The sequence below is a fragment of the Streptomyces cinnamoneus genome, assembly GCF_002939475.1.
Lineage (GTDB): Bacteria > Actinomycetota > Actinomycetes > Streptomycetales > Streptomycetaceae > Streptomyces > Streptomyces cinnamoneus_A.
Window position 1 is genome coordinate 2,184,574 of sequence record NZ_PKFQ01000001.1, and the last position, 23,419, is coordinate 2,207,992.

At 74.1% G+C, this 23,419-nt stretch carries 25 protein-coding genes and 3 tRNA genes; 9 read left to right on the plus strand and 19 right to left on the minus strand.

The window, feature by feature from the left end; translation table 11 throughout:
* Positions 1-50 precede the first annotated feature (50 nt).
* Both CYQ11_RS09210 and CYQ11_RS09215 read right to left on the minus strand, forming a co-directional pair.
* Positions 51-935: an NAD(P)-dependent oxidoreductase gene (locus CYQ11_RS09210; protein ID WP_099200658.1), complete on the minus strand. Its 885-nt coding sequence runs from the start codon at positions 933-935 to the stop codon at positions 51-53.
* A 59-nt stretch (positions 936-994) separates the two neighbouring features.
* On the minus strand, positions 995-1,489 hold the full coding sequence (locus CYQ11_RS09215; protein ID WP_099200657.1) for a DUF3145 domain-containing protein: 495 nt from the start codon (positions 1,487-1,489) through the stop codon (positions 995-997).
* A gap of 319 nt (positions 1,490-1,808) precedes the next feature.
* Between CYQ11_RS09215 and CYQ11_RS09220 the strand changes: the two genes are divergently transcribed.
* Positions 1,809-2,699: an SGNH/GDSL hydrolase family protein gene (locus CYQ11_RS09220; RefSeq protein WP_099200656.1), complete on the plus strand. Its 891-nt coding sequence runs from the start codon at positions 1,809-1,811 to the stop codon at positions 2,697-2,699.
* Positions 2,700-2,979: 280 nt separating this feature from the next.
* Here the strand turns inward: CYQ11_RS09220 and CYQ11_RS09225 are convergent, their stop codons facing one another.
* On the minus strand, positions 2,980-3,786 hold the full coding sequence (locus CYQ11_RS09225) for an MgtC/SapB family protein (RefSeq protein WP_099200655.1): 807 nt from the start codon (positions 3,784-3,786) through the stop codon (positions 2,980-2,982).
* An 89-nt stretch (positions 3,787-3,875) separates the two neighbouring features.
* On the opposite strand from CYQ11_RS09225, the gene CYQ11_RS09230 reads away from it, so the two are divergent.
* Together CYQ11_RS09230 and CYQ11_RS09235 are read left to right on the plus strand one after the other, a co-directional pair.
* The gene (locus CYQ11_RS09230) at positions 3,876-5,189 is read left to right on the plus strand and encodes a pyroglutamyl-peptidase I (RefSeq protein WP_099200654.1); all 1,314 of its coding nucleotides are present in this window, start codon (positions 3,876-3,878) and stop codon (positions 5,187-5,189) included.
* A gap of 7 nt (positions 5,190-5,196) precedes the next feature.
* Positions 5,197-5,946, plus strand: a complete 750-nt coding sequence (locus CYQ11_RS09235; RefSeq protein WP_099200653.1) for a carbon-nitrogen hydrolase family protein — start codon at positions 5,197-5,199, stop codon at positions 5,944-5,946.
* A 5-nt stretch (positions 5,947-5,951) separates the two neighbouring features.
* Here the strand turns inward: CYQ11_RS09235 and CYQ11_RS09240 are convergent, their stop codons facing one another.
* The 3 genes from CYQ11_RS09240 to CYQ11_RS09250 all read right to left on the minus strand — a co-directional run bounded on the left by CYQ11_RS09240 (position 5,952) and on the right by CYQ11_RS09250 (position 8,352).
* A complete protein-coding gene (locus CYQ11_RS09240) occupies positions 5,952-6,737 on the minus strand; it encodes an EI24 domain-containing protein (RefSeq protein ID WP_099200652.1) in 786 nt (261 codons plus the stop codon).
* An 85-nt stretch (positions 6,738-6,822) separates the two neighbouring features.
* On the minus strand, positions 6,823-7,251 hold the full coding sequence (locus CYQ11_RS09245; protein WP_099200651.1) for an organic hydroperoxide resistance protein: 429 nt from the start codon (positions 7,249-7,251) through the stop codon (positions 6,823-6,825).
* Positions 7,252-7,320: 69 nt separating this feature from the next.
* Positions 7,321-8,352 carry an NADP-dependent oxidoreductase gene (locus CYQ11_RS09250; protein ID WP_099200650.1) on the minus strand — a complete coding sequence of 344 codons (1,032 nt, stop codon included), beginning with the start codon at positions 8,350-8,352 and terminating at the stop codon, positions 7,321-7,323.
* Positions 8,353-8,440: 88 nt separating this feature from the next.
* Here CYQ11_RS09250 and CYQ11_RS09255 point away from each other — a divergent pair, with 88 nt between their 5' ends.
* Positions 8,441-8,872 carry a MarR family winged helix-turn-helix transcriptional regulator gene (locus tag CYQ11_RS09255; protein WP_099200649.1) on the plus strand — a complete coding sequence of 144 codons (432 nt, stop codon included), beginning with the start codon at positions 8,441-8,443 and terminating at the stop codon, positions 8,870-8,872.
* 37 nt (positions 8,873-8,909) lie between these two features.
* On the opposite strand, the gene CYQ11_RS09260 is transcribed toward CYQ11_RS09255, so the two are convergent.
* Positions 8,910-9,425 (minus strand): isochorismatase family protein, encoded by a 516-nt coding sequence (locus tag CYQ11_RS09260; protein WP_099200648.1) that lies wholly within the window; start codon positions 9,423-9,425, stop codon positions 8,910-8,912.
* A gap of 183 nt (positions 9,426-9,608) precedes the next feature.
* Here CYQ11_RS09260 and CYQ11_RS09265 point away from each other — a divergent pair, with 183 nt between their 5' ends.
* Positions 9,609-10,208, plus strand: a complete 600-nt coding sequence (locus CYQ11_RS09265) for a hypothetical protein (protein ID WP_099200885.1) — start codon at positions 9,609-9,611, stop codon at positions 10,206-10,208.
* A 93-nt stretch (positions 10,209-10,301) separates the two neighbouring features.
* Complete coding sequence (locus tag CYQ11_RS09270) at positions 10,302-10,871, plus strand: class F sortase (protein ID WP_099200647.1); 570 nt, start codon at positions 10,302-10,304, stop codon at positions 10,869-10,871.
* Between the two features lie 24 nt (positions 10,872-10,895).
* Here the strand turns inward: CYQ11_RS09270 and CYQ11_RS09275 are convergent, their stop codons facing one another.
* The 6 genes from CYQ11_RS09275 to CYQ11_RS09300 form a co-directional block, all read right to left on the minus strand.
* Positions 10,896-11,321: an OsmC family protein gene (locus CYQ11_RS09275; protein ID WP_099200646.1), complete on the minus strand. Its 426-nt coding sequence runs from the start codon at positions 11,319-11,321 to the stop codon at positions 10,896-10,898.
* Positions 11,322-11,376: 55 nt separating this feature from the next.
* On the minus strand, positions 11,377-12,000 hold the full coding sequence (locus tag CYQ11_RS09280) for a histidine phosphatase family protein (RefSeq protein ID WP_099200645.1): 624 nt from the start codon (positions 11,998-12,000) through the stop codon (positions 11,377-11,379).
* Positions 11,993-12,400, minus strand: a complete 408-nt coding sequence (trxA, locus tag CYQ11_RS09285) for a thioredoxin (RefSeq protein ID WP_099200644.1) — start codon at positions 12,398-12,400, stop codon at positions 11,993-11,995. Before trxA ends, CYQ11_RS09280 begins: the two co-directional genes overlap by 8 nt.
* A gap of 164 nt (positions 12,401-12,564) precedes the next feature.
* Positions 12,565-12,641, minus strand: a tRNA-Ile gene (locus CYQ11_RS09290).
* A 182-nt stretch (positions 12,642-12,823) separates the two neighbouring features.
* Positions 12,824-12,896 (minus strand) — tRNA-Asn (locus tag CYQ11_RS09295).
* A gap of 5 nt (positions 12,897-12,901) precedes the next feature.
* Positions 12,902-12,974, minus strand: a tRNA-Asn gene (locus CYQ11_RS09300).
* Positions 12,975-13,160: 186 nt separating this feature from the next.
* Between CYQ11_RS09300 and CYQ11_RS09305 the strand changes: the two genes are divergently transcribed.
* Together CYQ11_RS09305 and CYQ11_RS09310 are read left to right on the plus strand one after the other, a co-directional pair.
* Entirely contained in the window at positions 13,161-13,448 is a 288-nt protein-coding gene (locus CYQ11_RS09305) for a hypothetical protein (RefSeq protein ID WP_099200643.1), read from the plus strand.
* Between the two features lie 65 nt (positions 13,449-13,513).
* The gene (locus CYQ11_RS09310) at positions 13,514-14,950 is read left to right on the plus strand and encodes an FGGY family carbohydrate kinase (protein WP_099200642.1); all 1,437 of its coding nucleotides are present in this window, start codon (positions 13,514-13,516) and stop codon (positions 14,948-14,950) included.
* A 15-nt stretch (positions 14,951-14,965) separates the two neighbouring features.
* Here the strand turns inward: CYQ11_RS09310 and CYQ11_RS09315 are convergent, their stop codons facing one another.
* The 5 genes from CYQ11_RS09315 to CYQ11_RS09335 all read right to left on the minus strand — a co-directional run bounded on the left by CYQ11_RS09315 (position 14,966) and on the right by CYQ11_RS09335 (position 21,509).
* Complete coding sequence (locus CYQ11_RS09315) at positions 14,966-16,108, minus strand: RNA polymerase sigma factor (protein WP_099200641.1); 1,143 nt, start codon at positions 16,106-16,108, stop codon at positions 14,966-14,968.
* A 220-nt stretch (positions 16,109-16,328) separates the two neighbouring features.
* Complete coding sequence (gene dnaG / locus CYQ11_RS09320; protein ID WP_099200640.1) at positions 16,329-18,224, minus strand: DNA primase; 1,896 nt, start codon at positions 18,222-18,224, stop codon at positions 16,329-16,331.
* Between the two features lie 9 nt (positions 18,225-18,233).
* Positions 18,234-18,716 carry a GNAT family N-acetyltransferase gene (locus tag CYQ11_RS09325; protein ID WP_099197310.1) on the minus strand — a complete coding sequence of 161 codons (483 nt, stop codon included), beginning with the start codon at positions 18,714-18,716 and terminating at the stop codon, positions 18,234-18,236.
* Complete coding sequence (locus CYQ11_RS09330) at positions 18,713-19,978, minus strand: NAD(P)/FAD-dependent oxidoreductase (RefSeq protein WP_099200639.1); 1,266 nt, start codon at positions 19,976-19,978, stop codon at positions 18,713-18,715. The genes CYQ11_RS09325 and CYQ11_RS09330 overlap by 4 nt, the downstream gene beginning before the upstream one ends.
* A 148-nt stretch (positions 19,979-20,126) precedes the next feature.
* Complete coding sequence (locus tag CYQ11_RS09335) at positions 20,127-21,509, minus strand: deoxyguanosinetriphosphate triphosphohydrolase (RefSeq protein WP_099200638.1); 1,383 nt, start codon at positions 21,507-21,509, stop codon at positions 20,127-20,129.
* Positions 21,510-21,669: 160 nt separating this feature from the next.
* Here CYQ11_RS09335 and CYQ11_RS09340 point away from each other — a divergent pair, with 160 nt between their 5' ends.
* On the plus strand, positions 21,670-22,386 hold the full coding sequence (locus tag CYQ11_RS09340; RefSeq protein WP_099200637.1) for a SanA/YdcF family protein: 717 nt from the start codon (positions 21,670-21,672) through the stop codon (positions 22,384-22,386).
* 36 nt (positions 22,387-22,422) lie between these two features.
* On the opposite strand, the gene CYQ11_RS09345 is transcribed toward CYQ11_RS09340, so the two are convergent.
* Positions 22,423-23,370 (minus strand): trypsin-like serine peptidase, encoded by a 948-nt coding sequence (locus CYQ11_RS09345; protein ID WP_240003514.1) that lies wholly within the window; start codon positions 23,368-23,370, stop codon positions 22,423-22,425.
* Between the last annotated feature and the right edge of the window lie 49 nt (positions 23,371-23,419).

Consider the following 23,419-nt stretch of genomic DNA (forward strand, 5'->3'; position numbering starts at 1 on the left):
TGAGAGAAGCCGGGGCGGGCCCTTCGTCCGTTCACGCCTCGCGCGGCGGGCTACTCCTCGAAGCTGGCGAAGTACGACGCCGCCATGTCCTCGTCGCCGTGGCCCTGCTCGACCGCCCGGCGGAACCGCTCCGCGCCCGCCGCCGCCACGTCCAGGCGCACCCCGGCGGCCCGCCCCGCCTCGACGATGAGCCGGGCGTCCTTCTCGGCCGTGGTGGTGGCGAAGGAGGGCGGCGTGAGGGCGCCGTCCAGCAGCAGCCCGGCCTTGGCCCTCAGGTAGCCCATGTCGAGGGGGCCGCCCGCCACGGCGTCCAGGAACTGCTCGGGCCGCACCGCGAGGCCCTCGGCCAGCGCGAGGGCCTCGGCGGTGCCGTGGGTGACGGCCAGGATCCAGCTGTTGACGACGAGCTTGAGGCGGGTGGCGGCGCCGGTCGCGGCGTCGTCGCCGACCCAGACGGTCCGGGCGCCGACGGCGTCGAAGACGGGGGCCACGACGGTGCGGACGTCCTCGGGCCCCGCCGCGAGGACCGTGAGCCTGCCCTCCTCCGCCGGCTGCCGGGTGCCCAGGACGGGGGCGTCGACCAGGGTGAGGCCCCGCTCGCGGGCGAAGGCGGCGAGGTCGCCGAAGCCGTCGAGGCCGGCGGTGGCGGACTGCGCCCAGACCGTGCCCGGACGCAGGCCCGGGGCGGCGGCGCGCATGGCGTCGAGGGTGGCCGGCGCGTCGTACAGCATCGTGACGACGACGTCGGCGTCGCGGACCGCCGCGGCGGGCGTGTCCTCGACGCCGACGCCGTGGGCGGCCAGCGGCTCGGCCTTCTCGCGGCTGCGGTTCCAGGCGCGCACGGACAGCCCGGCGCGGGCGAGGTTGCGGGCCATGGCGGCGCCCATGATCCCGGTACCGAGGACGGCGACTGAGGTCGTACGTGTTTCCGACATGGCTGTGACGCTAGGTGTTGGAGTGCGCTCCAGGGCAAGACGCGGCCGGGGGCCGGGGGTCAGACCACCTGGTGCAGCCATCGCACCGGCGCGCCCTCGCCGGCGTAGCGGAAGGGCTCCAGCTCGTCGTCCCAGGGCTTGCCGAGCAGCTTGGCGAGCTCGGCCGGGAGGTCGGTCTCGCCCTTGTCGGCGCGGCAGAGCGCGGCCCGCAGCCGGTCCTCGGGGATGAGGATGTCGCCGTGCATGCCGGTGACGGCGTGGAAGATCCCCAGGTCGGGGGTGGAGCTGTAGCGCTCGCCCTCGGCGGTGGCGCAGGGTTCGGCGGTCACTTCGAAGCGCAGCAGGTGCCAGCCGCGCAGCGCGGAGGCGAGCTTGGAGGCGGTGCCGGGCTGGCCCTGCCAGGAGAACTCGGAGCGCCAGGTGCCGGGCGCGGCGGGCTGCCGGATCCAGTCGAGGGCGACCCGGACGCCGAGGACACCCGCCACGGCCCATTCGACGTGGGGGCAGAGCGCGCGGGGCGCGGAGTGGACGAACAGAACTCCACGTGTCGTCACCGGGACCTCCAGTGCGGTTCGAGGTTCACCTTCCCCAGCGGCCTCGCAGCCGTACCGGTCCCGCCCGGGACAGCAGCAGACTTTCTGTCCCAAGGGCCACTCCCGCACCAGCTCCCGAGGTTACCAACAGTAAACACCATCGTGAGCAATTCTCCTGAAAAAGGACAGGATGTGACGTGTTGTGATTTCGCGGGGTCGCGGTACGAAACTTGGCGGACGTACCTGATCACCCGGAAGAAAAGCTACCGTGCGGGAACCGCGCAAGGGTGACGTACCGTCGGTCCGGAAGAGATATCACCCGGCCGGAGGGGGAAGAACCATGGGCGCGAGCAGGCGGCGCGGTCCGTACGGGGGCGTGCGGGCCGCCGTGAGGGCGGCCGGGGCGGCGCTCGCACTCGCACTCCTCGCCACGGGCTGCGACGACGGCGGCACGGAGGGCAAGTCGGCCGCGCCGAGCCCCCCGCGCTCGGCCTGGAACACCCACCCCCGGTCCATCGCCTCCCTCGGCGACTCCATCACGCGCGGCTTCGACGCCTGCTCCGTGCTCGAGGACTGCCCCGAGGCGTCCTGGGCCACCGGCACCCGGGTCGACAGCCTCGCCCGGCGGCTGCTGGCCTCCCCGCAGACCAGCAGCTGGAACTACGCCAAGACCGGTGCGCGCATGGCGGACCTGCCCGGTCAGATGCGCTCGGCCATAGCCCAGAAGCCCCAGCTGGTGACCGTGCTCCTCGGCGCCAACGACGCCTGCCGGGCGAACGTGGCCGCCATGACGCCGGTCGCCGACTTCCGCACGGACTTCGAGGGCGCGATGCGCCAGCTCCGCCTGGAGCTGCCGAAGACCCAGGTGTACGTGGCCGGCGTGCCGGACCTGATGCGGCTGTGGTCGGAGGGCCACAAGAACATGATCGGCCGGCAGGTCTGGAAGCTGGGCTCCATCTGTCCGTCGATGCTGCACGACTCCGAGTCGACCGACGAGGCGAGCGCGGCCCGCCGCGTCCAGGTCGACCAGCGGGTCCGCGAGTACAACGCCGTCCTCAAGGACGTCTGCTCGCGGGACGAGCTGTGCCGCTTCGACGACACCGTGCACGGCTACGGCTTCACGGGCCAGGAGCTGAGCAAGTGGGACTGGTTCCACCCCAGCCAGAAGGGCCAGGGGCAGCTGGCCGCCATGGCCTACCGCACGATCACCGCCGAGAACCCCGCCGCGTAGCGGTCCGGTGGAGCGGGGGCGGGACCTGTCAGGTGGCCCCGCCCCCGGGAGCGGCCGGCCCGGCCCGCCGCCGGTCGCGGACGCGAACCGCGCGCGGCCGCCCGTACCCTCGCCCCGGGCAGCCGGCGCCCGTCCGCCTCCCGGCGGCCGGCCAGGCCTCGGCCGAGGGCGGACCGCGGAAGATCCGCGATCGCCCTCTGCCCCGCACGGTAGCGGATGAAGCGACCGTTGCCCCAAGCGAGTTCACCCGTCACGGGGACAACTGCCCTTCTCACGCGGCTCACTCGGTGCTGTCGCGGTGGGAACGCAGGCCCACGCCCAGGATGCCGTCCCAGTCCGTCAGCTCCTCCACCAGCGGATGCGCGGACCCCTTGCCCTCCAGGCCGAGCACCAGGCCGGCCTCCTTGACCTTGCCCCTGCCGCGCTCGGGGTTCTCCTCCGACGACGGCCGCGCGTCGATCCGCACGTCCGTCACCCGGAAGCCGCGCTGGGTGCACAGCTCCAGCACCCGGGCCAGCAGCCCCCGCCGGGTCCGGTAGAACAGCCGCAGCTCCACGCGGTGGGTGGTGGACGGCGCGGCCGGCAGCCGCCGGGTGACCAGCGGGAAGCCGCGCACGACCAGGAAGTGCACCAGGGCCGCGGCGACGCCCAGCAGCGGCAGCCCCCCGCCGCAGGCCATGCCGATGGCGCAGGTCAGCCAGATGGTCGCGGCCGTGGTCAGGCCGCGCACCGCGTCCCGGCGGACGAAGATCAGGCCGCCGCCGATGAAGCCGATGCCCGACACGATCTGCGCGGCCACCCGCGACCCGTCCAGCCGCGCGTCGGCCACCCCGGACAGCGCGCCGAAGCCGTGGATGGACACCTCCATGAACAGCGCGCTGCCGACCCCCACCAGCGTGTGGGTGCGCAGACCGGCGCTCTTCTGCTGCAACTCGCGCTCCATGCCGATGAGCGAGGAGAGCAGCAGGGCCATGGCCAACTCGGCGTACTGCCGGGCCCCTTGGCCGTTGCCCGGATCGAACAGCGGGGCGGCGTGCACTCTTCCGGCGGATATGAACGGGCCCGTGAGGAGCTCCACTATGTCCATCTGGCCATTGTGGCCGAAATCCATGGTTCTAGAAGGGAGATGGCCGCCCTCTAGGCACCAATGCCACCCCGGTGATTGGCTTCGGTCCCATGAGACCCACGCACATAACCGCCCCTGTTTCCCGGGCGCCCCGGCGCACCCGTCTCGCCGTCCTGGGCACCGCCCTGCTCGCGTGCGCTCCGCTCGCGCTGACGGCCGTCCCCGCCTCCGCGGCCCCGGCGGCCGCCCCGCCCACCGTCGAGGAGCAGCGGCTGGACGGCGCCGTGCCTCAGGAGATCCTGCGGCGCAGCGGGTTCGACGACGTGGCCCCCGGCTTCGCCCGCGCCCTGGCCGGCACGCGCTCCCTGGACCAGGCCCGGCGGCTGGCGGCCGAGGACGGCCGGAGGCTGTGGCGCCGGGCCGTGGACCGGGCGCAGGGCCGGGGGCCCGCCGGCGGCGACCTGAGCGCGGACGACGACCGTCCGCTGTACTGGGCCCGGCTGGGCATGACGCGGGCGCTGCGGGAGTGGCGGCCGGCCTTCTCCCTGGACGAGGGCCGGCGCGCGGACCTGGTGGCGCGCCTGGAGCGCGGCTCGCGGGGCCAGGACTCCGTGGAGCTGCCCACGGGCTCGGCGGTGAAGCGGGTGGTGATCACCGGCTTCGACCCGTTCCAGCTCGACTCCGACATCCGCCGCTCCAACCCCTCGGGGGCGGCGGCGCTCGCTCTGGACGGCACCACGATCCAGACCCCGGCGGGCCCGGCCCGGGTGGAGGCCGCCGTCTTCCCGGTGCGCTGGGAGGACTTCGCGGGCGGCACGGTCGAACGGACGCTGCTGCCGCACTTCACCCCGGGGCCCGGCCGGGTGGACCTGTTCACCACCATCAGCCAGGGGCGGCCCGGCCGCTTCGACGTGGAGCGCACCAACGGCGCCTGGCGGGGCGGCTCCCCGGACAACGTGAACCTCTCGCGCACCGGGACGGTGCCCGTGCCGCGCGGCCTGCCGACCGTGACGCCGCAGCCGCAGTGGACCACCACCTCCCTGCCGTACGCCGCGCTGACGGCCACGCCGACGGGCCGCTTCCCCGTGCGCGACAACACCTCGGTCACCGAGATCCCCGCAGGCGGCACCGAGGAGGCCGACCGGCCCGACGGGCCGACGCCGGGCTCGACGGCCCGCGCGGGCGGCGGAGGCGACTACCTCTCCAACGAGATCGCCTACCGCGCCACGCTGCTGCGCGACGCCGTCCGACTGCGTGTGCCGGGCGGGCATCTCCACACGCCGGTGCTGTCCTTCGGGGCGGGCAACACCGATCCGGCGAACGGGCGGGTCACCGACCCGTCGTTCGTCGCGGACCGGCTGGCGATCACCGCCCAGATCCGCTCGCTGCTGGCGGTGGCCGTGGGTTCCGGCGGTCGGCCATGATGGCCCGATGATCATTGCAGCAGCCCAGTTCACCGCCCGTCCGCTCGACGTCACGGCCAATGTGGCGCGCATGGCCGCCGTCGTCACCGAGGCCGGTGAGCGGGGCGCGGCGCTGGTCGTCTTCCCCGAACTGGCCGTCACGGGTTACGAGCTCGCGGCCGTCGCCGCGGACCCGGACCGGCTGGCCGTGGACCCGGACGACCCCCGTCTCGGCCCGCTCCGCGACGCCTGCCGCGCGGCGGGCGTCGCGGCGGTGGTGAACTGCGCGGGCCGGCTGCCGGCCGGCCCGACGATCTCCTCGTTCGTCTACGGCCCGGACGGCGCGCCGCTGACCCGCTACGAGAAGCAGCACGTGACGGCCGCGGAGGAAGCCGCCGGGTTCGTCGCGGGGACGCGGGACGGGCGGTTCACCCTGGGGGGTGTGGCCTTCGGGCTCGCCATCTGCTTCGACGCCCACTTCCCCGACCTCGCGGCGCGGGCCGCGGCGGACGGCTGCTCCGTGCTGCTCGCGAGCTCTCTGTACGGGCGGGGCGGGGGCGCGGCGGAGCGGATGGCCGTCTTCCCGTCCCTGGCCCGGGACAACGGGCTGTACGTGGTGCTGGCCAACCACGTCGGGCCGGCGGGCCCGTACGACGCGTGCGGTCTGAGCGCGGTGTGGGGGCCGGACGGCGAGGTCCTGGCGGAGGGGCCGGGGGACGACACCGCTCTGGTGCCCGCGAGGACGGGGGTCCGGGCCCCCGGCGCCGTCGCCGGGTGAGGCCGTCAGGGGGCGGTGAGCTCCCCCGCGCCGGCCCTCGGCAGCGGCGCCTCCGCCTCCCCCGTCAGGTCCCGCACCAGCAGCGTCGCTCCCGCGACCGCCCCCGGCATGACGAACACGGCGACCAGCGGCACCAGGAACAGCAGCGCCAGGGGCACCCCGAAGCCCAGCGTGAGGAGCTTGCGCGAGCGCAGCATCCGCAGCCGCTCGCGCAGGGGGACGCCCCGGCGCTGGAGCGCGACGGCGGTGAGCTCCTCGGCGAGGAAGAAGCCGGAGACGCAGAACCCGATCGCGGGGACGACGGTCTGGCCGAGGACGGGCACGAAGCCCAGCGCGAAGAGCAGCACGCCCCACACGGCCACCCGCACCAGCACGGCGAGGCTCTCCCGTGCCGAGATCCACAGCTCCCGCCACAGGGGCAGTCCGGATGCGGGCGCCTCGCCGCCCTCGGCCGCGTCGACCCGCTCGGACAGGGCCTCGTAGAAGGGCTGCCCGACCAGCAGCGTCACGGCCGTGAAGGAGATCAGGGCGAGCAGCAGGCAGCCGCCGAAGAAGACGGCGGTCAGCGCGCCGCGGAAGAGCCCGAGCCAGGGCGAGCCCCAGCCGTCGGCGAAGGGCGTGGCCCAGGCGACGGCGTCGTCCGACCAGAGGACGAGCGCGACGACCGCCGCCGCGTACCCGGCCAGGGTGATGAGGCCGGGCAGCAGCCCGAATCCCCACTGCCGGCGGTTGCGCCCCACCCACCGCTGGCCCTTGACCAGGTACGTCATGCCCGCCACAAGATCTCGCATGGCGGGAAAGCGTAGCCGCTCCGGCGGAGGGCCGGACCCTCGCGCCGGAGCGGGCTGTGCACGGCCGGGAACGGCCGCCGGGCCGTCAGCCGACGGTCAGCGTGACCTCGATGTTCCCGCGGGTGGCGTTGGAGTAGGGGCACACCTGGTGGGCCTTCTCCACCAGCGCGCGGGCGGTCGCCTCGTCGACGTTCGGGATGCGGGTGGTGAGGGCGACCTTGATGCCGAAGCCGCCGTCGGGGGTCTTGCCTATGCCGACCTCGGCGGTGACGGTCGAGCCGGAGATGTCGGCCTTCGCCTGGCGGGCGACGACGCCCAGCGCGCCCTGGAAGCAGGCGCTGTAACCGGCCGCGAAGAGCTGCTCGGGGTTGGTGCCGGCGCCGCTGCCGCCCAGCTCCTTCGGGGGGTTGACGACGACGTCGAGGTTGCCGTCGTCGCTGGCGACGCGGCCGTCACGGCCGTTCTCGGCGGTGGCCACGGCGGTGTAGGCGACGTCGACGGGCTGGATGGGCATGGTTACTCCTGAGGATGACGAGGGGGAAAGGAGGTGGCCGGCCGGAAGGGGCCGGAAGGGGCGACCCGGTCAGGCGTCGAGGCCGACGATCATCTTGCCGATGTTCTCGCCGCGCAGCATGCCGAGGAACGCGTCCGCCGCGTTGTCGATGCCCTGCACGACCGTCTCGCGGTACTGGAGCTCGCCCGAACGCACCCAGCCCGAGACCTCTTCCACGAACTTCGGGTGCAGGGCGCTGTGGTCCGACACGAGCATGCCCTGCATCCGCAGCCGCTTGCCGATCACCAGCGCGAGGTTGCGCGGCGCCGCGGGCGGCTCGGTGGCGTTGTACTGCGAGATCATGCCGCAGACGGCGATCCGGCCGTGGACGTTCAGGGAGCTGATGGCCGCTTCGAGGTGCTCGCCGCCGACGTTGTCGAAGTAGACGTCGATGCCGTCGGGGGCCGCGGCCTTGAGCTGCTCGGCGACCGGGCCGTTCTTGTAGTTGAAGGCCGCGTCGAAGCCGTACTCCTCGACCAGGAGCTTGACCTTCTCGTCGGAGCCCGCGCTGCCGACGACCCGCGAGGCGCCCTTGAGCTTGGCGATCTGGCCCACCTGGCTGCCGACCGCCCCCGCCGCGCCGGAGACGAAGACGGCGTCGCCCTCCTTGAAGGAGGCGACCTCCAGCAGGCCGGCGTAGGCGGTCATGCCCGTCATACCCAGGACGCCGAGGTAGCCGGAGAGCGGGGCGAGGCCGGGGTCGGCCTTGGTGGCGTGCCGGGCGTCCACGAGGGCGTACTCGCGCCAGCCCAGGCCGTGCAGGACGTGGTCGCCGACCGCGAAGCCCTCCGCCCGGGAGGCGACGACCTCGCCGACCGCGCCGCCGTCCATCGGACGGTCGAGCTGGAAGGGCGGCACGTAGGACTTCACGTCGTTCATCCGGCCGCGCATGTACGGGTCCACGGAGAAGTAACGGTTGCGGACGAGGATCTGCCCCTCGCCGGGCGCGGGCACCTGGGCCTCGCGCAGCGCGAAGTCCTCCGGCTTCGGCCAGCCCTGCGGGCGGGCGACGAGGTGCCATTCGCGGCTCTTGACAGGGGTGCCTGCGGCGTGGGCCGTCATGAGATCAACCTTCCGAATGCTTCAGGAACTGAAACAACCATGCTCCTCGATATTTCATGTTGTCAAGCAAGTGGGTACCCTGGATGTCATGACTCCTCACCCCCCTCCGACCGACGCCCTGACCCTTGAGGTGGTCGAACTCATCGGGACCGTCGTGGCGCGCTACCACGAGGAGTACGAGGAGGCGGCCGCCAAGCACTCCCTCACCGGCGCCCAGGCCCGCGTCCTGGCGCTCCTCGCGCGCGAGCCGATGCCGATGCGGCGCATAGCGCAGAAGCTGAAGTGCGAGCCGTCGAACGTCACCGGGATCGTCGACCGCCTGGAGGCCCGCTCCCTGGTCGAGCGCCGCCCCGACCCCGCCGACCGGCGCGTCAAGCTCGCCGCCGTCACGGACGAGGGCCGCGCGACGTCCGCCCGGCTGCGGGAATCCCTGCACTTCGCCCGCGAGCCGCTGGCCGGGCTGTCGACGCGGGAGCGCACCGCGCTGCGCGACCTGCTCCAGCGGATGCTCGGCGACTGAGGCGGCCGTACGGACCGGTCCGCCGGCCCGGGCCCGCTCAGCCGAGCAGACGCAGCTCCGCCGCCGTGACCACGGTGCCCAGCCGCGGCATGTCCAGCGCCACCGACGCCCGGTGCTCCTCGGCCGTCAGGGCGCTCATCGCGTCCTCCACGAAGACCAGGTCGTAGCCGTGGTCGGCGGCGGCGCGGGCGGTGGACTCCACGCCCAGGTTGGTGGCGATGCCGGCGAGCACGAGCGTCCGCACGCCGCGCTCCCTCAGCCGCTCGTGGAGGTCCGTGCCGTGGAACGCCCCGACCGTGTGCTTGACGATCTCGACATCGCCGGGCTCGGCGAGACCCGCGAGCAGCCCGCTGCCGGGCGGCTGTTCGGGGAGGTGGGGCCGCTCGACCCGTACGACCACCACCGGCGCGCCCGCCTTGCGGAAGCCGCGCGCCAACTCCACCGCCGTCTCGGCCACTTCGTCGCCGGAATGCGGCGCGAGGGGCAACGCCAGGAGGCGTTCCATGAAGTCGACGAGAACGAGTGCGGTGCGCTGGGGGTCGATTTCCGTCATGGCCAGACCGTACCGGCCGCGACCACGGCGTGGGCGGCCTCCCGGCCAGCTCCCGGCTGACGGGGGGTAAAGCTTGCGCGAAAGTACGACCCCGGCGACGCCCGCCGTCCGCACGGCGGGGCAACTCGCCGCGGATTCCCCGCCGGTGGCCCGGACGGGTCGGCGGTGCGCGACGATGACCTCATGAGAGAGGATCCCGGCCCCGGAACCCGGGGCTCTGGCCCCGCCTTCGGGCCCCTGCAGTTCCAGCTCGTCCTGCTGAGACGGATGGCCGACCACCAGCCCGGCCTGGTCGAGGACGCCCTGCGCGAACTGGGCGTCCAGCGCGGCGAGATACGCGAGGCCAACCGCCGCTGGCAGGCCATGCTGCGCTCGCCGCGCCGGGGCGGCGCCCGCCCGCCCCACCGGTCCGTGCTCGGCCCGCCCGAGACCACCGGCGAGCGCCGGGTCGGGGACCTGACCTTCGAGGCCGCGACGTGGCCGGTGCCGCTCTGGCCGGATCTGCGCTTCGAGGTGCTGGCCGCGCCCGGCGGCGCGGTCTGGAACGAGTGGCTGGTGCGCGCCCCCGGGGCACCCGGCCCCGTACTGCGGACGGTGGCGGACCTGCGGCCCTGGTCGTGCACCGTCGACGAGGTGGCGCGGGCCTTCCCGCCCGCCCGGCCCATGGAGGGCACCGCCCCCACGCGCTGGCAGCTGGCCTTCACGGCCCCCGACGCCACGGGCGGGCGGCGCGAGCATGTGGCCGAATTCACCTGGGGGCTCCTCCAGCGCCTGGTGCGCTGAGCCGCCGGGGGAAACGGGTCCCCCCGCGGGAGGAGGCCGAAGTGGCCGATCGGCCGAGGCGTGCGCGGGGGTCCGCTCCGTAGGTTGGACCGCATGTCCCCCTCCCGCCGCACCCGCTTCCCCGCCCTCGCCCTGCTGCTGCTCGTGCCGGCCGTGCTGCTGGCCGCCTGCGCGCCGGGCGGCGGCACGGACAAGGTCATCGGCGGTCCCGCGTCGGCCGAGGAGCCGTCCCGCATCCTCATACCGGCCATCGGCGTGGACAGCCCGCTGATCCGGCTGGGCAAGGGCAAGGACGAGAACGTCCAGGTGCCGCCGCCGGAGAAGGTCATGACGGCGGGCTGGTACACCGGCGGGGCGCGGCCCGGCGAGCCCGGCGCCGCCGTCATCGTCGGCCACCACGACGGCCGGGGCGGCAAGGGCGTCTTCCACGACCTGCACAAGGTCACCGAGGGCACGGCGATCGACGTCCGGCGCGGCGACGGCACCGTGCTGCACTTCACGGTGACCGGCACCGAGACCGTGCGCAGGAACGCCTTCCCCACGCGGAAGGTCTACGGACCGACCGGGGAGAAGGCGCTGCGTCTGGTCACGTGCGCCGGCGAGCTGGACGCGGACGGCCACGCGGCGGAGAACCTCGTCGTCTACGCCGCGCTCAAGCCCTGACCGCCCGCCGTCCGCCTGACGGGGTCAGGCGAGCTCGGCGGCCAGCGTGATCGTCGTCCCGGTCAGGGCCTGGCTGACCGGGCAGTTCTTCTTGGCGTCCTCGGCGGCCGCCGCGAAGCCCTCCTCGTCCAGGCCGGGCACCTCGCCCCGGACGGTGAGGTGGATGCCGGTGATGCCCTCGCCGGGCTGGAACGTCACCTCGGCCTTGGTCTCCAGGCGGGTGGGCGGGGTGCCCGCGCCGGTCAGGCCGTGGGAGAGGGCCATGGAGAAGCAGCTGGAGTGGGCGGCCGCGATCAGCTCCTCGGGGCTGGTCTTGCCGTTCGCCTGCTCGGCGCGCGAGGGCCAGGAGACGGGGTACTTCCCGATGCCGGAGGACTCGAGGGCGACGACGCCGCTGCCGTTGAGCAGTTCGCCTTCCCAGACGGTGGTCGCGATGCGGTTGGTGGCCACGGTGATTCCTCCCAAAGAAGAACGTGTCATATGAAGATCGAGGACAATGCCCCGATCATCGTGCCCCCGCGGGGTCCCCCCCGGTTCCGACACGCCCGTTCCAGGCGACCAGCACCGGGCGCCCGTGCTCGGTGCCGAGGGCGCTGACGGTCCCGGTGTCCAGCCGGAACAGCGCTCCCGCGGACGGCGGCAGCCCGAGCCTACGAGCCGTGAGCACACGCAGGAAGTGCGCGTGGGCGACCAGCACCACATCGCCTCCCGGCTCGCGGGGACGGCCCTCGATCCGCGCCAGGACCCGGTCCGCGCGGGCGCCCACCTGCTCCGGCGTCTCCCCGGGGTGCCCCTCGGGGCCGGGCACCACCCCGTCCTCGAACAGCGACCAGCCGGGCCGGGTGCGCCGGATCTCGGCGGTGGTGACGCCCTCGTAGCCGCCGTAGTCCCATTCCCGCAGGTCGGGCTCGGTACGGGCGGCCACGAGCCCGGCCAGCTCGGCGGTCCGCGCGGCCCGGGTCATGGGGCTGACCAGGACGAGCCCGACGTCCCGGGCCGCCAGCGCCGGCCGCAGCGACGCGGCCTCCCGCTCGCCGCGCGCCGTCAGGGGTTTGTCGGTCCAGCTGGTGTGCCGGCCGTCCCGGCTCCACTCGGTCTCGCCGTGCCGGACGAGCAGGAGCTCACTCATCGCCGGGCGCGGCCCCGGACGCCCCCTGCGCCCGCTGCCGGGCCGCGGCGACGGAGGCCCGCACCTCGTCCATGTCGAGGTCGCGGGCCTGCCGGATGAGGTCCTCCAGCGCGGCCTCGGGCAGGGCGCCCGGCTCGGCGAACACGGCGATGTTGTCGCGCACGATCATCAGGGTGGGGATCGACTGGATCTCGAAGCTGACGGCCAGCTCGGGCTGCGCCTCGGTGTCGACCTTGGCGAAGACGATGTCCTGGTGCCGCTCGGCCGCCTTCTCGAACACGGGGGCGAACTGACGGCAGGGCCCGCACCACTCGGCCCAGAAGTCGATGAGGACGAATCCGCTGTCGGAGACGATCTCGTCGAAGTTGTCCTTGGTGAGCTCCACGGTGCTGCTGCTCATGACGGCCTACCCGCTTCCCGGTTGTCTGGTCCGTCCAGTGTGGCCCGGCCCCGGGTGCTCCCGCGACGAGCGGACCCGCCGTGGATACGACGGCGCCCCGCCGGGGCCTAAGCCGGGCGGGGCATCCGATACGCAGGTCAGAACGTTTCTGCACCTATGCCGCGTGGTGGGGCGGGTGGGACTCGAACCCACGGCCGACGGATTATGAGTCCGCTGCTCTAACCGGCTGAGCTACCGCCCCGTTCACGGCGCGTCGCGCACATCTGTGCGCGCCGTCTGCCGCAGCATAGCCGCTCATACGATCTGTTGCCCCGGAGGGGCCGTATCGTGTGATCGGTCTGACCATGAGGACTTCGATCACGCCCGTCCGGTTCCCTTCCGGCATGAAAAAAGGACCCCCGGAGAGGTCCTGTTTTCCTACTGCTCCCCCGACTGGACTCGAACCAGTAACCTGCCGGTTAACAGCCGGCTGCTCTGCCAATTGAGCTACAGGGGATCGCGCTCCCCCGACTGGACTCGAACCAGTAACCTGCCGGTTAACAGCCGGCTGCTCTGCCAATTGAGCTACAGGGGAATGTCGCGTGTGCCTCGAATGCCCGCCTGCTCGGTCTCCCGGGCGGCGTGCGCTCGCTGCGACACATACATTAGCGCAAGCAGGGGGGTGCTCCGCCAATCGGTATCCCCGCAGGCTCCGGGAGTGACCTACGGCCCGGCCGGGTAGGCGGCGAGCACAGCGGATCCGAAGGAAGGATGGGGCGCGATGCGCTACCGGCTGACGTTCATCACCGGGGTAGCTGTCGGCTACGTGCTCGGCGCGCGGGCAGGCCGCGAGCGGTACGAGGAGCTGCGCAAGGGGGCCCGGCGGATCGCGCAGAACCCGGTGGTCCGCAACACCGCCGAGTCCGCCGCCGTCAACGGCCGGGCGCTGGCCGCCAAGGCCGCGGGCAAGGCCGGCGACCGGCTGCCGGGCTCCGTGGCCGGGCGGGTCCGCTCGCTGCGCGAGCAGCGCGGCGCCGACGAGGACGAGTGGGGGACCAGCAACACCTGAGCGAACCCGCGGTGAACACGCGCCCGGATGCGGGAAAGGCGCCGCGGGTTTGGCATCATCTCGGCATGGGCATAGTCGCCGGGTTGGACAGTTCCTCAGAGAGCACGCGCATCGTCGTCTGCGACGCGGACACGGGCACCGTGCTCCGGCAGGGGTACGCGCCCCATCCCCCGTCCTCCCCCGAGGGCGATCCGCAGGCGTGGCTGATCTCGCTCGGTGAGGCGGCCGCCGGCGGTCTGCTGGAGGGCGTGCAGGCCATCGGCGTCTCCGCCCAGCAGCACGGCCTGCTCACGCTGGACGCCGGCGGTGTGCTCGTACGCCCCGCCCTGCTCGGCAACGACAAGCGGGTCCAGGCCGCCGCGGCCGACCTCACCGAGGCGCTCGGCGGCCGGACCGCCTGGGCGGAGGCCGTCGGGGCGGTGCCGCAGGCGGCGCAGCCGCTGGCGAAGCTGCGCTGGCTGGCCCGCAACGAACCCGAGTCCGCGGCCCGTGTGGCGGCGGTGCTCCAGCCGCACGACTGGCTGGTCTGGCAGCTGCTGGGCCGGCCCCTGCGGCGCACGACGGACCGCGGGGACGCCTCCGGCACGGGCTTCTGGTCGGCGGCCACCGAGAGCTGGCGGCCGGACCTGGTCGAGCTGGCGCTGGGCCGGCAGACGTCGCTGCCCGACGTGCTGGGCCCCGCCGAGCCCGCCGGGCACACCCCGGAGGGACTGCTGATCTCCGCCGGGACGGGCGAGACGATGGCGGCCGCCTTCGGGCTGGGCCTGGGACTCGGCGACGCGGTGATCTCCCTGGGAGCCTCCGGCTCGGTCTTCGCCGTCCACCACAGCGCGCTCGCCGACTCCTCCGGCACCATCACGTCGTTCGCCGACGCCACCGGCATGCACCTGCCCGTCGTGCACACCCTCAACGCCGTCCGCGTCCTGCGCGGCACCGCCGAGCTGCTGGGCACCGACCTGCCGGGCCTGTCCGACCTCGCCCTCGCGTCCTCGCCCGGCTCGTACGGGATGGTGATGCTGCCGTACCTGGAGGGTGAGCGCACCCCGCACCTGCCGCACACCGCGGGCAGCCTGACCGGGCTGCGGCGCGAGAGCATGAAGCGCGAGCACCTGGCGCGGGCGGCCTTCGAGGGCATGCTCTGCGGGCTGACCGACGCCCTCGACGTGCTGCGCGGCCGCGGCGTGGACGTGCGCCGGGTCTTCCTGCTGGGCGCCGCGGCGGAGCTGCCGGCCGTGCAGGCGACGGCGCCGTCGCTGTTCGGCACCCAGGTCGTCGTGCCGCAGCCGGCGGACTACGCGGCGCTGGGGGCGGCCCGGCAGGCCGCCTGGTCGCTGGGCGTGCAGCAGGGCGTGCTGTCCCCGCAGCAGCCGCCGCTGTGGCCGGCCGCGGCCACCCAGGTGTTCGAGCCGACGGGCGACGAGCTGGCCGTGGGGCACGCGGTGCGCCAGCAGTACACGACCGTGCGCGAGCAGACCCACCCCGGGGCCTTCGGCACCGGGTGAGCCGGGCGCGGCGGATCAGTCCAGATAGCCGCGCAGCTGGTCGGCGAACGCGTGGTCGCGCAGCTTGTTGAGGGTCTTGGACTCGATCTGCCGGATCCGCTCCCGCGTCACCCCGAAGATCCGGCCGATCTCCTCCAGCGTCCGCGGCCGGCCGTCGGCCAGCCCGTACCGCAGCTGGACGACCTTGCGCTCGCGCTCCCCCAGCGTCGACAGCACGGCCTCCAGGTGCTCGCGCAGCAGCAGGAAGGCGGCCGACTCCACGGGCGAGGTGGCGTCGCCGTCCTCGATGAGGTCGCCGAGCGCGACGTCGTCCTCCTCCCCCACAGGCGCGTGCAGCGACACGGGCTCCTGGGCGAGCCGCAGCACCTCGCTGACGCGCTCCTCGGAGAGGTCGAGGTGGACGGCCACCTCCTCGGCGGTGGGTTCGTAGCCGCGCTCCTGGAGCATGCGCCGCTGGACCCGCACCACGCGGTTGATCAGCTCGACGACGTGGACGGGGACGCGGATGGTGCGCGCCTGGTCGGCGAGCGCCCGGGACATGGCCTGCCGGATCCACCAGGTCGCGTACGTCGAGAACTTGTAGCCCCGGGCGTAGTCGAATTTCTCAACTGCCCGGATGAGTCCCAGGTTTCCCTCCTGAACCAGGTCGAGCATCGTCAGCCCGCGGCCGATGTAGCGCTTGGCGACGGAGACGACGAGGCGCAGGTTGGCCTCGATGAGGCGGCGCTTGGCCATGCGGCCCAGGACCACCAGCCGGTCGAGGTCGAGGGCGAGTTGGGTGTCGAGGTCGGGGGTGTTGCCGAGCTTCTCCTCGGCGAACAGGCCGGCTTCGACACGGCGGGCCAGCTCCACCTCCTCGGCCGCCGTCAGCAGCGGGATCCGGCCGATCTCGCGGAGGTACTGGCGGAAGAGGTCGGAGGACGGGCCGCTGGTATCGGCCCGCGCGGCCGGCTCCGGCGCCGCCTCCTCGGTGAGGGCCGGGGGCTCGGACGCGGGCGGCTCGGCCTGCTGCGGCACGGTCGGTGCCGGATCGGCCGGGACCTGGGGCAGGGTCGGGGTCCGGGTCTGCACGGGGGCGACCTCCAGGGTGATCGCTGCTGAGGCGGCAGAGCGTGCGGCGGAGCGTTCGGGCGCGGCGGCGGCGGGACCTCCGCCCACGGCCGGGGATCTGGAGCGGCTTCGCGGGGGCCCGGTCCGGCGAGGCCGGACATGCCGCGCTCCGGGACGTGAGGGCACCGCCCACCAGTGTGGGGCACGACGCGGGCCCGCCACGAGGGGCGTGCGCTCACTTTCTGAGCCCGGACCGTGACCGGGCGCTTACGGGAGCGGCGGGCGTGATGCGCTTGCCGGGCGTGGTTCGACGGCCCGGCGGCGGGGGCTACAGCGCGGCGGCGCCGCGGTCCTTCAGGGCGCGGCCGTACTGCTCCAGGACCCACAGTTCGTTCTGCACGGCGGCCAGCTGGGCGGGGTCCGCCTGGGCGCCCAGGCGGACCAGGGAGGCCTGGACGTCCTTGACGCGGCGCTCGACGGCCCGCAGGCGGACCTGGACGAGCTGGACGCCGGCGTAGGCCTCGTCCACGTTCTTGCTGCGGATGGCCTCGACGGCGAGCTCGGTGACCAGGGCGCGGACGGTGTCGTCGGGGGCGGCCTCGCGGACCCGGGCGAGATAGCCGTCGGCGGCGTGGCCGACGCCGCCGGCCTGCTCGATGGCCCGGCGGACGGCCACGTAGGGCTGTGCGGTGAACTCGTCCTCGCCGTAGGCGTCGAAGGCGGGCGCCACCAGCTCGGGGCGCTGGAGGGCGAGCTTGAGCAGCTCGCGCTCGGTCAGGGCGGCGGGGCTGCGGAGGTTGAGCGCCGGGCCGCGCGCGGCCTGCGGCTGCGGGGCCGGCTGCTGCGGGGCCTGGCGCTGCGCCGTGCGGGCGTCGGGGCGCTGGCCGCGGTCGCGGGCCCAGCGGGCGAGCTGGCCGACGCGGCGGACGACGAACTGGGTGTCGAGGATGCCGAGCATGCCGGCGAGCTGGACCGCGTACTCATGCTGGATGGCGCCGTTCTTGATGTTCGCGACGATCGGCGCGGCGGCTTCCAGGGCGGCGGCGCGGCCCTCGGCGGTGTCCAGGTTGTGCCGGGCGACGACCTGGCGGATGGCGAAGGCGAACAGCGGGGTGCGGGTCTCGACGAGCGCGGCCACGGCGGCGTCGCCCTCGGCCAGCCGCAGCTCGCAGGGGTCCATGCCGCCGGGGGTGATGGCGATGGAGGTCTCGGCGGCGAACTTCTGGTCGTCCTCGAAGGCGCGCAGGGCGGCCTTCTGGCCGGCGGCGTCGCCGTCGAAGGTGAAGACGACCTCCGAGGCGGCGTTGTCCATCAGCAGCCGGCGCAGGATCTTGATGTGGTCGCCGGCGAAGGCGGTGCCGCAGGTGGCGATGGCGGTGGTGACGCCGGCGAGGTGGCAGGCCATGACGTCGGTGTAGCCCTCGACGACCACGGCGCGGTTGGTCTTGGCGATGTCCTTCTTGGCGAGGTCGATGCCGTAGAGGACGTGCGACTTCTTGTAGATCGCCGTTTCGGGGGTGTTGAGGTACTTGGGGCCGTTGTCGTCGTCGCGGAGCTTGCGGGCGCCGAAGCCGATGACCTCGCCGGTGATGTCGCGGATGGGCCACATGAGGCGGCCGCGGAAGCGGTCGATGGGCTTGCCGCTGCGGCTGTCCTGGGCGAGGCCGGACAGGAGCAGCTCCTTGTCGCTGAAGCCCTTGCCGCGCAGGAATCGGGTGAGGTGGTCCCAGCCGGCGGGGCTGTAGCCGACGCCGAAGTGCTCGGCGGCGGCCTGGTCGAAGCCGCGGCCCGCCAGGAACTTCCGGCCGATCTCCGCCTCGGGGCCCGCCAGCTGGTCGGCGTAGAACCGCGCCGCGTGCTTGTGGGCCTCGACCAGGCGGATCCGCTCGCCCTGCTGGCGGCCGGGGGTGTAGCCGCCCTCCTCGTACCGCAGGGTGATGCCGGCCTGGGAGGCGAGGCGCTCGATCGTCTCGGAGAAGGAGAGGTGGTCGATCTTCATGACGAAGTCGACCGTGTCCCCGCCCGTCTGGCAGCCGAAGCAGTAGAAGAGCCCCTTGGCCGGGCTGACCTGGAAGGACGGGGACTTCTCGTCGTGGAACGGGCAGAGGCCCTTCAGATTGCCGCCGCCCGCGTTGCGCAGCTGGAGGTACTCGGACACGACGGCGTCGATCGGGACCGCGTCCCGGACCGCCTTCACGTCGTCATCGTTGATCCTGCCTGCCACGCGAGAAGTCTACGGCCCGGGTCGGACATCCCCGCCTCCACCGGCGGCGGGCAGCTTGATCGCGCAGACGAAGTGCGGGCCCACCCCTTCGACCAGGAACTCCTCGCCCCGCACCTCGAAGCCCTGCCGCTCGTAGAAGCCGCGGGCCCCGCTGCGGCCGTTGCACCACACCAGGCAGGCGCCGCGGGCCGCGGCCTCGGCGAGGCCGGCCCGCAGGACGGCGACGCCGTAGCCGAGGCCGCGCACGGCGGGGTCGCTGGCCATGCCGCGCAGGCGGTACGCCTCCTCGCCCGTGTCCGGCAGGGGCTGGGGGAGGAAGGTGGCGCAGGCCCGCACCCTCCCCTGCGCGTCGTGGGCCGCGACGTGGAAGGTGGCGGGCGCGGCGTCCTCGGGGAAGGCGGCGGCCTCGGCCGGCAGGCCCGGCCGCAGGACGGCGTGGCGCAGGGCGAGGACGTCCCGGGCCGGGACCAGCGCGGTGCGCGGCGGCCTCATGAGGCGGCCAGCGTGTCCAGCGGCACACCCGGGTCCGCCAGGGCCTCGGGGTCCACGCGGGCACCGGCGCGGATGAGGCGCTGGATGGGCCCGGTGACGTCCCACACGTTGACGTTCATGCCGGCCAGCAGCCGTCCCTCGCTCAGCCAGAAGGCGATGAACTCCCGCTTGCCGACATCGCCCCGGCACACCACCTGGTCGTAGGAGCCGGGCGGGGCGTAGCCGGAGTACTCCATGCCCACGTCGTACTGGTCGGAGAAGAAGTAGGGCACCCGGTCGTAGGAGACCTCCGCGCCCAGCATGGCGCGGGCCGCGGCGGGGCCCTCGTTCAGGGCGTTGGCCCAGTGCTCCACGCGCAGCCGGGTGCCCAGCCACGGGTGCTCGGCGGCGGCGACGTCGCCCGCGGCGTAGACGTCGGGGTCGGACGTGCGCAGGGAGGCGTCGACGGCGACGCCGCCGCCGTCGGCGCGGTCGACGAGGGCGAGCCCGGCGGCCTCGGCGAGGGCGGTGCGGGAGGCCGCGCCGATGGCGGCGAGCACGGCGTGCGCGGGGTGCTCCTCGCCGTCGTCGGTGCGGGCGGCCAGGACCATGCCGTCGTGGCCGGCGATCTCGGTGAGGCGGGCGCCGAAGTGGAAGCGGACGCCGTGCTCGCTGTGCAGATCGGTGAAGAGCTGGCCGAGTTCGGGGCCGAGGACGGTGTGCAGCGGGGTGGGCTCGGGCTCGACGACGGTCACTTCGGCGCCGTACCCCCGGGCGGCGGCGGCCACTTCCAGGCCGATCCAGCCGGCTCCGGCGATGACGAGGTGGCCGTTGTCCCGGCCGAGGGAGGACAGCACGCCGCGCAGCCGCTCGGCGTGCGCGAGGCGGCGCAGGTGGTGGACGCCGGCCAGGCCCGTGCCGGGGATGTCGAGGCGGCGGGGTTCGGCGCCGGTGGCCAGCAGCAGCTTGTCGTAGTGCACGACGGTGCCGTCGCCGAGGCGGACGGACTTGGCCGCGCGGTCGAGGTGGACGGCGGGCTGGCCGAGGTGGAGTTCGACGTCGGCCCGGGCGTACCAGTCGGGCTTGTGGACGAAGACGCTGTCGCGGGCGTCGCGGCCCGTGAGGTACCCCTTGGAGAGCGGTGGGCGCTCGTAGGGGTGCTCGCGTTCGTCACAGATGAGGATCACCCGGCCGGTGAAGCCCTCGCTGCGGAGGGTCTCGGCCGCCTTCGCTCCGGCCAGACCCCCTCCGACGATGACGAACGTCTGGTGTGCGTCCACCACTTGCTGCCTCCTCGCTACCGCGCAGAACGCCGGTCGGTCACGTCTGCGTCTTCTCGCCCCCGGTCGTGAAGCGCCACTGCCGAGCGTCCCGCACCCCGAGTGCCGCCGGTAGAGGGACTACCCCGGACGGGTCACCGCCCGCAAGGGGTCACCCGGGACCGGTTCCGGAGCCGGCCGGCCCGCCGGTGAGACGGGCGTGCAGGGAGCGGGCGGAGCTGTCGGTGAGGGCGGCGATCTGGTCGACGACCGCGCGCAGCCGGCCGGCGTCGTCGGCGGCCTCGGTGAACAGCGAGCGGAACTGCGGGTCGAGGCCGTCGGGCGCGCGGGCGACGAGGGCCTCGCCCAGCTCGGCGATGACCACGCGCTGCTCGGCGCGGAGCTTCTCCTGGTCCTCGCGCTGTATGACGTACCGGTCGGCGACGGCCTTGAGCACCGCGCACTCCAGGCGCGTGCCCCGGGGCACGACCAGTTCGGCGCGGTAGCGGGTGAGCCGGCCGGCCCCCCAGGCGGCCCGGGTGGCCCCTTCGGCGGCGAGGCAGAAGCGGCCGATGAGCTGGCTGGTGGCGTCCTTGAGCCGGGCCTGGGCGACGGCCGAGCCGTCGTAGCCGTGCGGCCACCACTCCTGTTCCAGGAGCCGGTCGAGGGCCTCGGCCAGCTCCTGTTCGGCGGCCCCGGGGGCGTAGCGGCGGGCGGCGACGGCGAAGACCTCGCGGCGCTCGGGCCCGGCGAGCAGCGCCTTCGGGTCGAGGTGGCCGGCGTGGAGGCCGTCCTCGACGTCGTGCACCGAGTAGGCCACGTCGTCGGCCCAGTCCATGACCTGGGCCTCGAAGCTCTGCCGGTGGCCGGGGGCGCCCTGCCGGAGCCACGCGTAGACGGGCACGTCGTCGGCGTAGACGCCGAACTTCCGCGAGCCGGGGTCGGTGGGGTGCCCTCCGCGCGGCCAGGGGTACTTGGTGGCGGCGTCCAGGGCGGCGCGCGTGAGGTTGAGCCCGACGCTCACCATGCCGCCGGGGCCGGGGCCCGCGACGAAGCGCTTGGGTTCGAGCCGGGTGAGCAGGCGCAGCGACTGGGCGTTGCCCTCGAAGCCGCCGCAGGGCCGGGCGACTTCGTCCAGGGCCTGCTCGCCGTTGTGCCCGAAGGGCGGGTGGCCGAGGTCGTGCGCCAGGCAGGCGACCTCGACGAGGTCGGGGTCGCAGCCGAGGGCGGCGCCCAGCTCCCGGCCCACCTGGGCGCACTCCAGGGAGTGGGTCAGGCGGGTGCGGGGGCTGGCGTCCCAGGCCTGGACGCCGGTGACGCCGGGGGTGACCACCTGGGTCTTGCCGGCCAGGCGGCGCAGGGCGGCGGAGTGCAGCACGCGGGCGCGGTCGCGCTGGAAGGCGGTGCGGCCGGGGCGCTTGTCGGGCTCGGGGGCCCAGCGCTCGAGGTCGGCCGCGTCGTACCCGGGGACGGCGGTGCCCTCCGCTCCGCCTTCGGTCCGGTCGTGCGCCCCGCCCCGGGGCCTGCCTTCGGTCCTGCCTGAGCTGCCGTTCATACCCCGACGGTAGTCCCCGCCTCTGACAGCGGCGACGTGCCCGGCCGCCGAGGGGGCGGCCCCCGGAGCCGTCGGTTTGCCTTCCCTTTAAGCTCTGGTCACCCGGGGAACCGCGCGGGTGTCCGTGACGTTGATTCCTGGCGGATGGGGGAGGTCCACGATGGGTACGGCGCGAAAGCTGTGGCTGCCGCCGAGGCCGCGGTCGTGGCTGCGGCTGCCCGCGAGCAGAGCCGGCAGACGGCGTGCGCTGTGGGCCGCCATGGCGGTCTGCTCGCTGGCCCTGACGCCCGCCACCTGGGTGTACGTCTCGGCGACGCCCCGGGTGCGGGACGCCGGGCACGTGCCGTCCGCGCCGGTGGCCATGGTCTTCGGCGCGGGCCTGTGGGAGGGCAGGCCGTCCCCCTATCTGGCCCACCGCCTGGACACGGCGGCCGGGCTGTACCGGGCGGGCAAGGTCCGGGTGGTGCTGGTGACCGGCGACAACAGCCGCGACGACTACGACGAGCCGGACGCGATGCGGGCGTACCTGCGGGACCGCGGGGTGCCCGACGCGCGCATCGTGAGCGACTTCGCGGGCTTCGACACCTGGGACTCCTGCGCCCGGGCCCGGCGCGTCTTCGGCGTGAAGCAGGCGGTGCTGATCAGTCAGGGCTTCCACATACGGCGGGCGCTGGCGCTGTGCGGGGCGGCGGGCATCGACGCGTACGGCGTCGGGGCGTCCTCCGACCCCCACGACATCACGTGGTACGCGGGCGGTGCCCGCGAGGTCCTGGCGTCGGGCAAGGCCGCGCTGGACGCGCTCGTACGGCCCAGCCCGGCCTTCCTGGGGCCGCACGAGCCGGGCGTCGAGCGGGCGCTGGCGGACGAGGGGCCGTAGCGGGCCGGCGTCGGGCGGCGGTCCTCCACGGGCCGGTCAGGCGCGTTTGGGCTCGCGGTTGTTGATGGCGTCGAGGTAGAGCTTGAAGATCTCGTCGTCGTTTATGGGGCTGTAGGAGACCTTGTCGCTCTCGTCGCCGTCGGGGCCGCCCCCGTTGAGCCCGCCGAGCACGCCGATCAGGTCGCCGGTCTTCGTGCGCTCGTCGAAGCGGATGAGCCAGGGGCTGCCGGAGGTGCCGGAGTAGAAGCCGTCGCAGCGCATCTGCAGCTGTTTGTACCCCTCCAGCCGCGTGGTCATGGCCGTGCAGCGGATGGCCTGGTCGGCGGCGTCGGCGTCCGAACTGGGGTAGCCGATGACCGTGGTGCGGTTGGTGTAGCCGGGCGTGCGGACCAGTCTGTTGGCTCCGGTCACGCGCTCGATCTGGCGGCCGCGGCCGTCGGGCTTGACGGTGGCGAAGGCGAAGTCGAGGTCGGAGTCCTCGCCGGTGCTGTCGCGCCGGGGATCGACGAACTCCCGGTCGACGGCCCAGACGCCGAAGGGCTGCTTGCCGGAACCCTGCCGGTAGTCCGGCACGAAGGCCGCCTCGTCGCCGTGCGAGCAGTGCCCGGCGGTGATGATCATGTTGCCCTTGGGGCTGTGCACGACGCTGGCGGTGCAGAAGTGGTTCCGCATGTCGTCACCGACGTAGAACAGCACGCCGACCGAGGGCACCCCCGCGAAGTGCCGGGCGCTGCCGGTGATGCGCTGGGCCTCGATCTGCGGGTCGGCGTTGGCGTCGTCGGCCGGGGCCTCGGTGGCCTCCGACATCCTCGACGGCCCCCAGAAGCGGCGGGCCTCCTCGCTGGACCAGCTTCCCTCCCGCCCGTGCCCGCCGGCCCCCTTCGGGACGGCGGCCGCCAGCGCGACCACGTAGAGCCCCGCGAGCACGGCCCGGACCCACCGGGCCCGGCGCCACCGGGAGAAACGCACATGCACCCCCACCACGTCAGGAAGGTAGTCGACAGGCTAACCGGAATCCCCGGGTACGCCGTGC

Excerpts from the sequence above, each read along its gene's own strand:
- CYQ11_RS09210 (WP_099200658.1), bottom strand. The coding sequence starts at position 935 with ATGTCGGAAACACGTACGACCTCAGTCGCCGTCCTCGGTACCGGGATC.
- CYQ11_RS09220 (WP_099200656.1), top strand. The coding sequence starts at position 1,809 with ATGGGCGCGAGCAGGCGGCGCGGTCCGTACGGGGGCGTGCGGGCCGCC.
- CYQ11_RS09225 (WP_099200655.1), bottom strand. The coding sequence starts at position 3,786 with ATGGACATAGTGGAGCTCCTCACGGGCCCGTTCATATCCGCCGGAAGA.
- CYQ11_RS09230 (WP_099200654.1), top strand. The coding sequence starts at position 3,876 with ATGAGACCCACGCACATAACCGCCCCTGTTTCCCGGGCGCCCCGGCGC.
- CYQ11_RS09235 (WP_099200653.1), top strand. The coding sequence starts at position 5,197 with ATGATCATTGCAGCAGCCCAGTTCACCGCCCGTCCGCTCGACGTCACG.
- CYQ11_RS09240 (WP_099200652.1), bottom strand. The coding sequence starts at position 6,737 with ATGCGAGATCTTGTGGCGGGCATGACGTACCTGGTCAAGGGCCAGCGG.
- CYQ11_RS09245 (WP_099200651.1), bottom strand. The coding sequence starts at position 7,251 with ATGCCCATCCAGCCCGTCGACGTCGCCTACACCGCCGTGGCCACCGCC.
- CYQ11_RS09250 (WP_099200650.1), bottom strand. The coding sequence starts at position 8,352 with ATGACGGCCCACGCCGCAGGCACCCCTGTCAAGAGCCGCGAATGGCAC.
- CYQ11_RS09255 (WP_099200649.1), top strand. The coding sequence starts at position 8,441 with ATGACTCCTCACCCCCCTCCGACCGACGCCCTGACCCTTGAGGTGGTC.
- CYQ11_RS09260 (WP_099200648.1), bottom strand. The coding sequence starts at position 9,425 with ATGACGGAAATCGACCCCCAGCGCACCGCACTCGTTCTCGTCGACTTC.
- CYQ11_RS09265 (WP_099200885.1), top strand. The coding sequence starts at position 9,609 with ATGAGAGAGGATCCCGGCCCCGGAACCCGGGGCTCTGGCCCCGCCTTC.
- CYQ11_RS09270 (WP_099200647.1), top strand. The coding sequence starts at position 10,302 with ATGTCCCCCTCCCGCCGCACCCGCTTCCCCGCCCTCGCCCTGCTGCTG.
- CYQ11_RS09280 (WP_099200645.1), bottom strand. The coding sequence starts at position 12,000 with ATGAGTGAGCTCCTGCTCGTCCGGCACGGCGAGACCGAGTGGAGCCGG.
- trxA (WP_099200644.1), bottom strand. The coding sequence starts at position 12,400 with ATGAGCAGCAGCACCGTGGAGCTCACCAAGGACAACTTCGACGAGATC.
- CYQ11_RS09305 (WP_099200643.1), top strand. The coding sequence starts at position 13,161 with ATGCGCTACCGGCTGACGTTCATCACCGGGGTAGCTGTCGGCTACGTG.
- CYQ11_RS09310 (WP_099200642.1), top strand. The coding sequence starts at position 13,514 with ATGGGCATAGTCGCCGGGTTGGACAGTTCCTCAGAGAGCACGCGCATC.
- CYQ11_RS09325 (WP_099197310.1), bottom strand. The coding sequence starts at position 18,716 with ATGAGGCCGCCGCGCACCGCGCTGGTCCCGGCCCGGGACGTCCTCGCC.
- CYQ11_RS09335 (WP_099200638.1), bottom strand. The coding sequence starts at position 21,509 with ATGAACGGCAGCTCAGGCAGGACCGAAGGCAGGCCCCGGGGCGGGGCG.
- CYQ11_RS09340 (WP_099200637.1), top strand. The coding sequence starts at position 21,670 with ATGGGTACGGCGCGAAAGCTGTGGCTGCCGCCGAGGCCGCGGTCGTGG.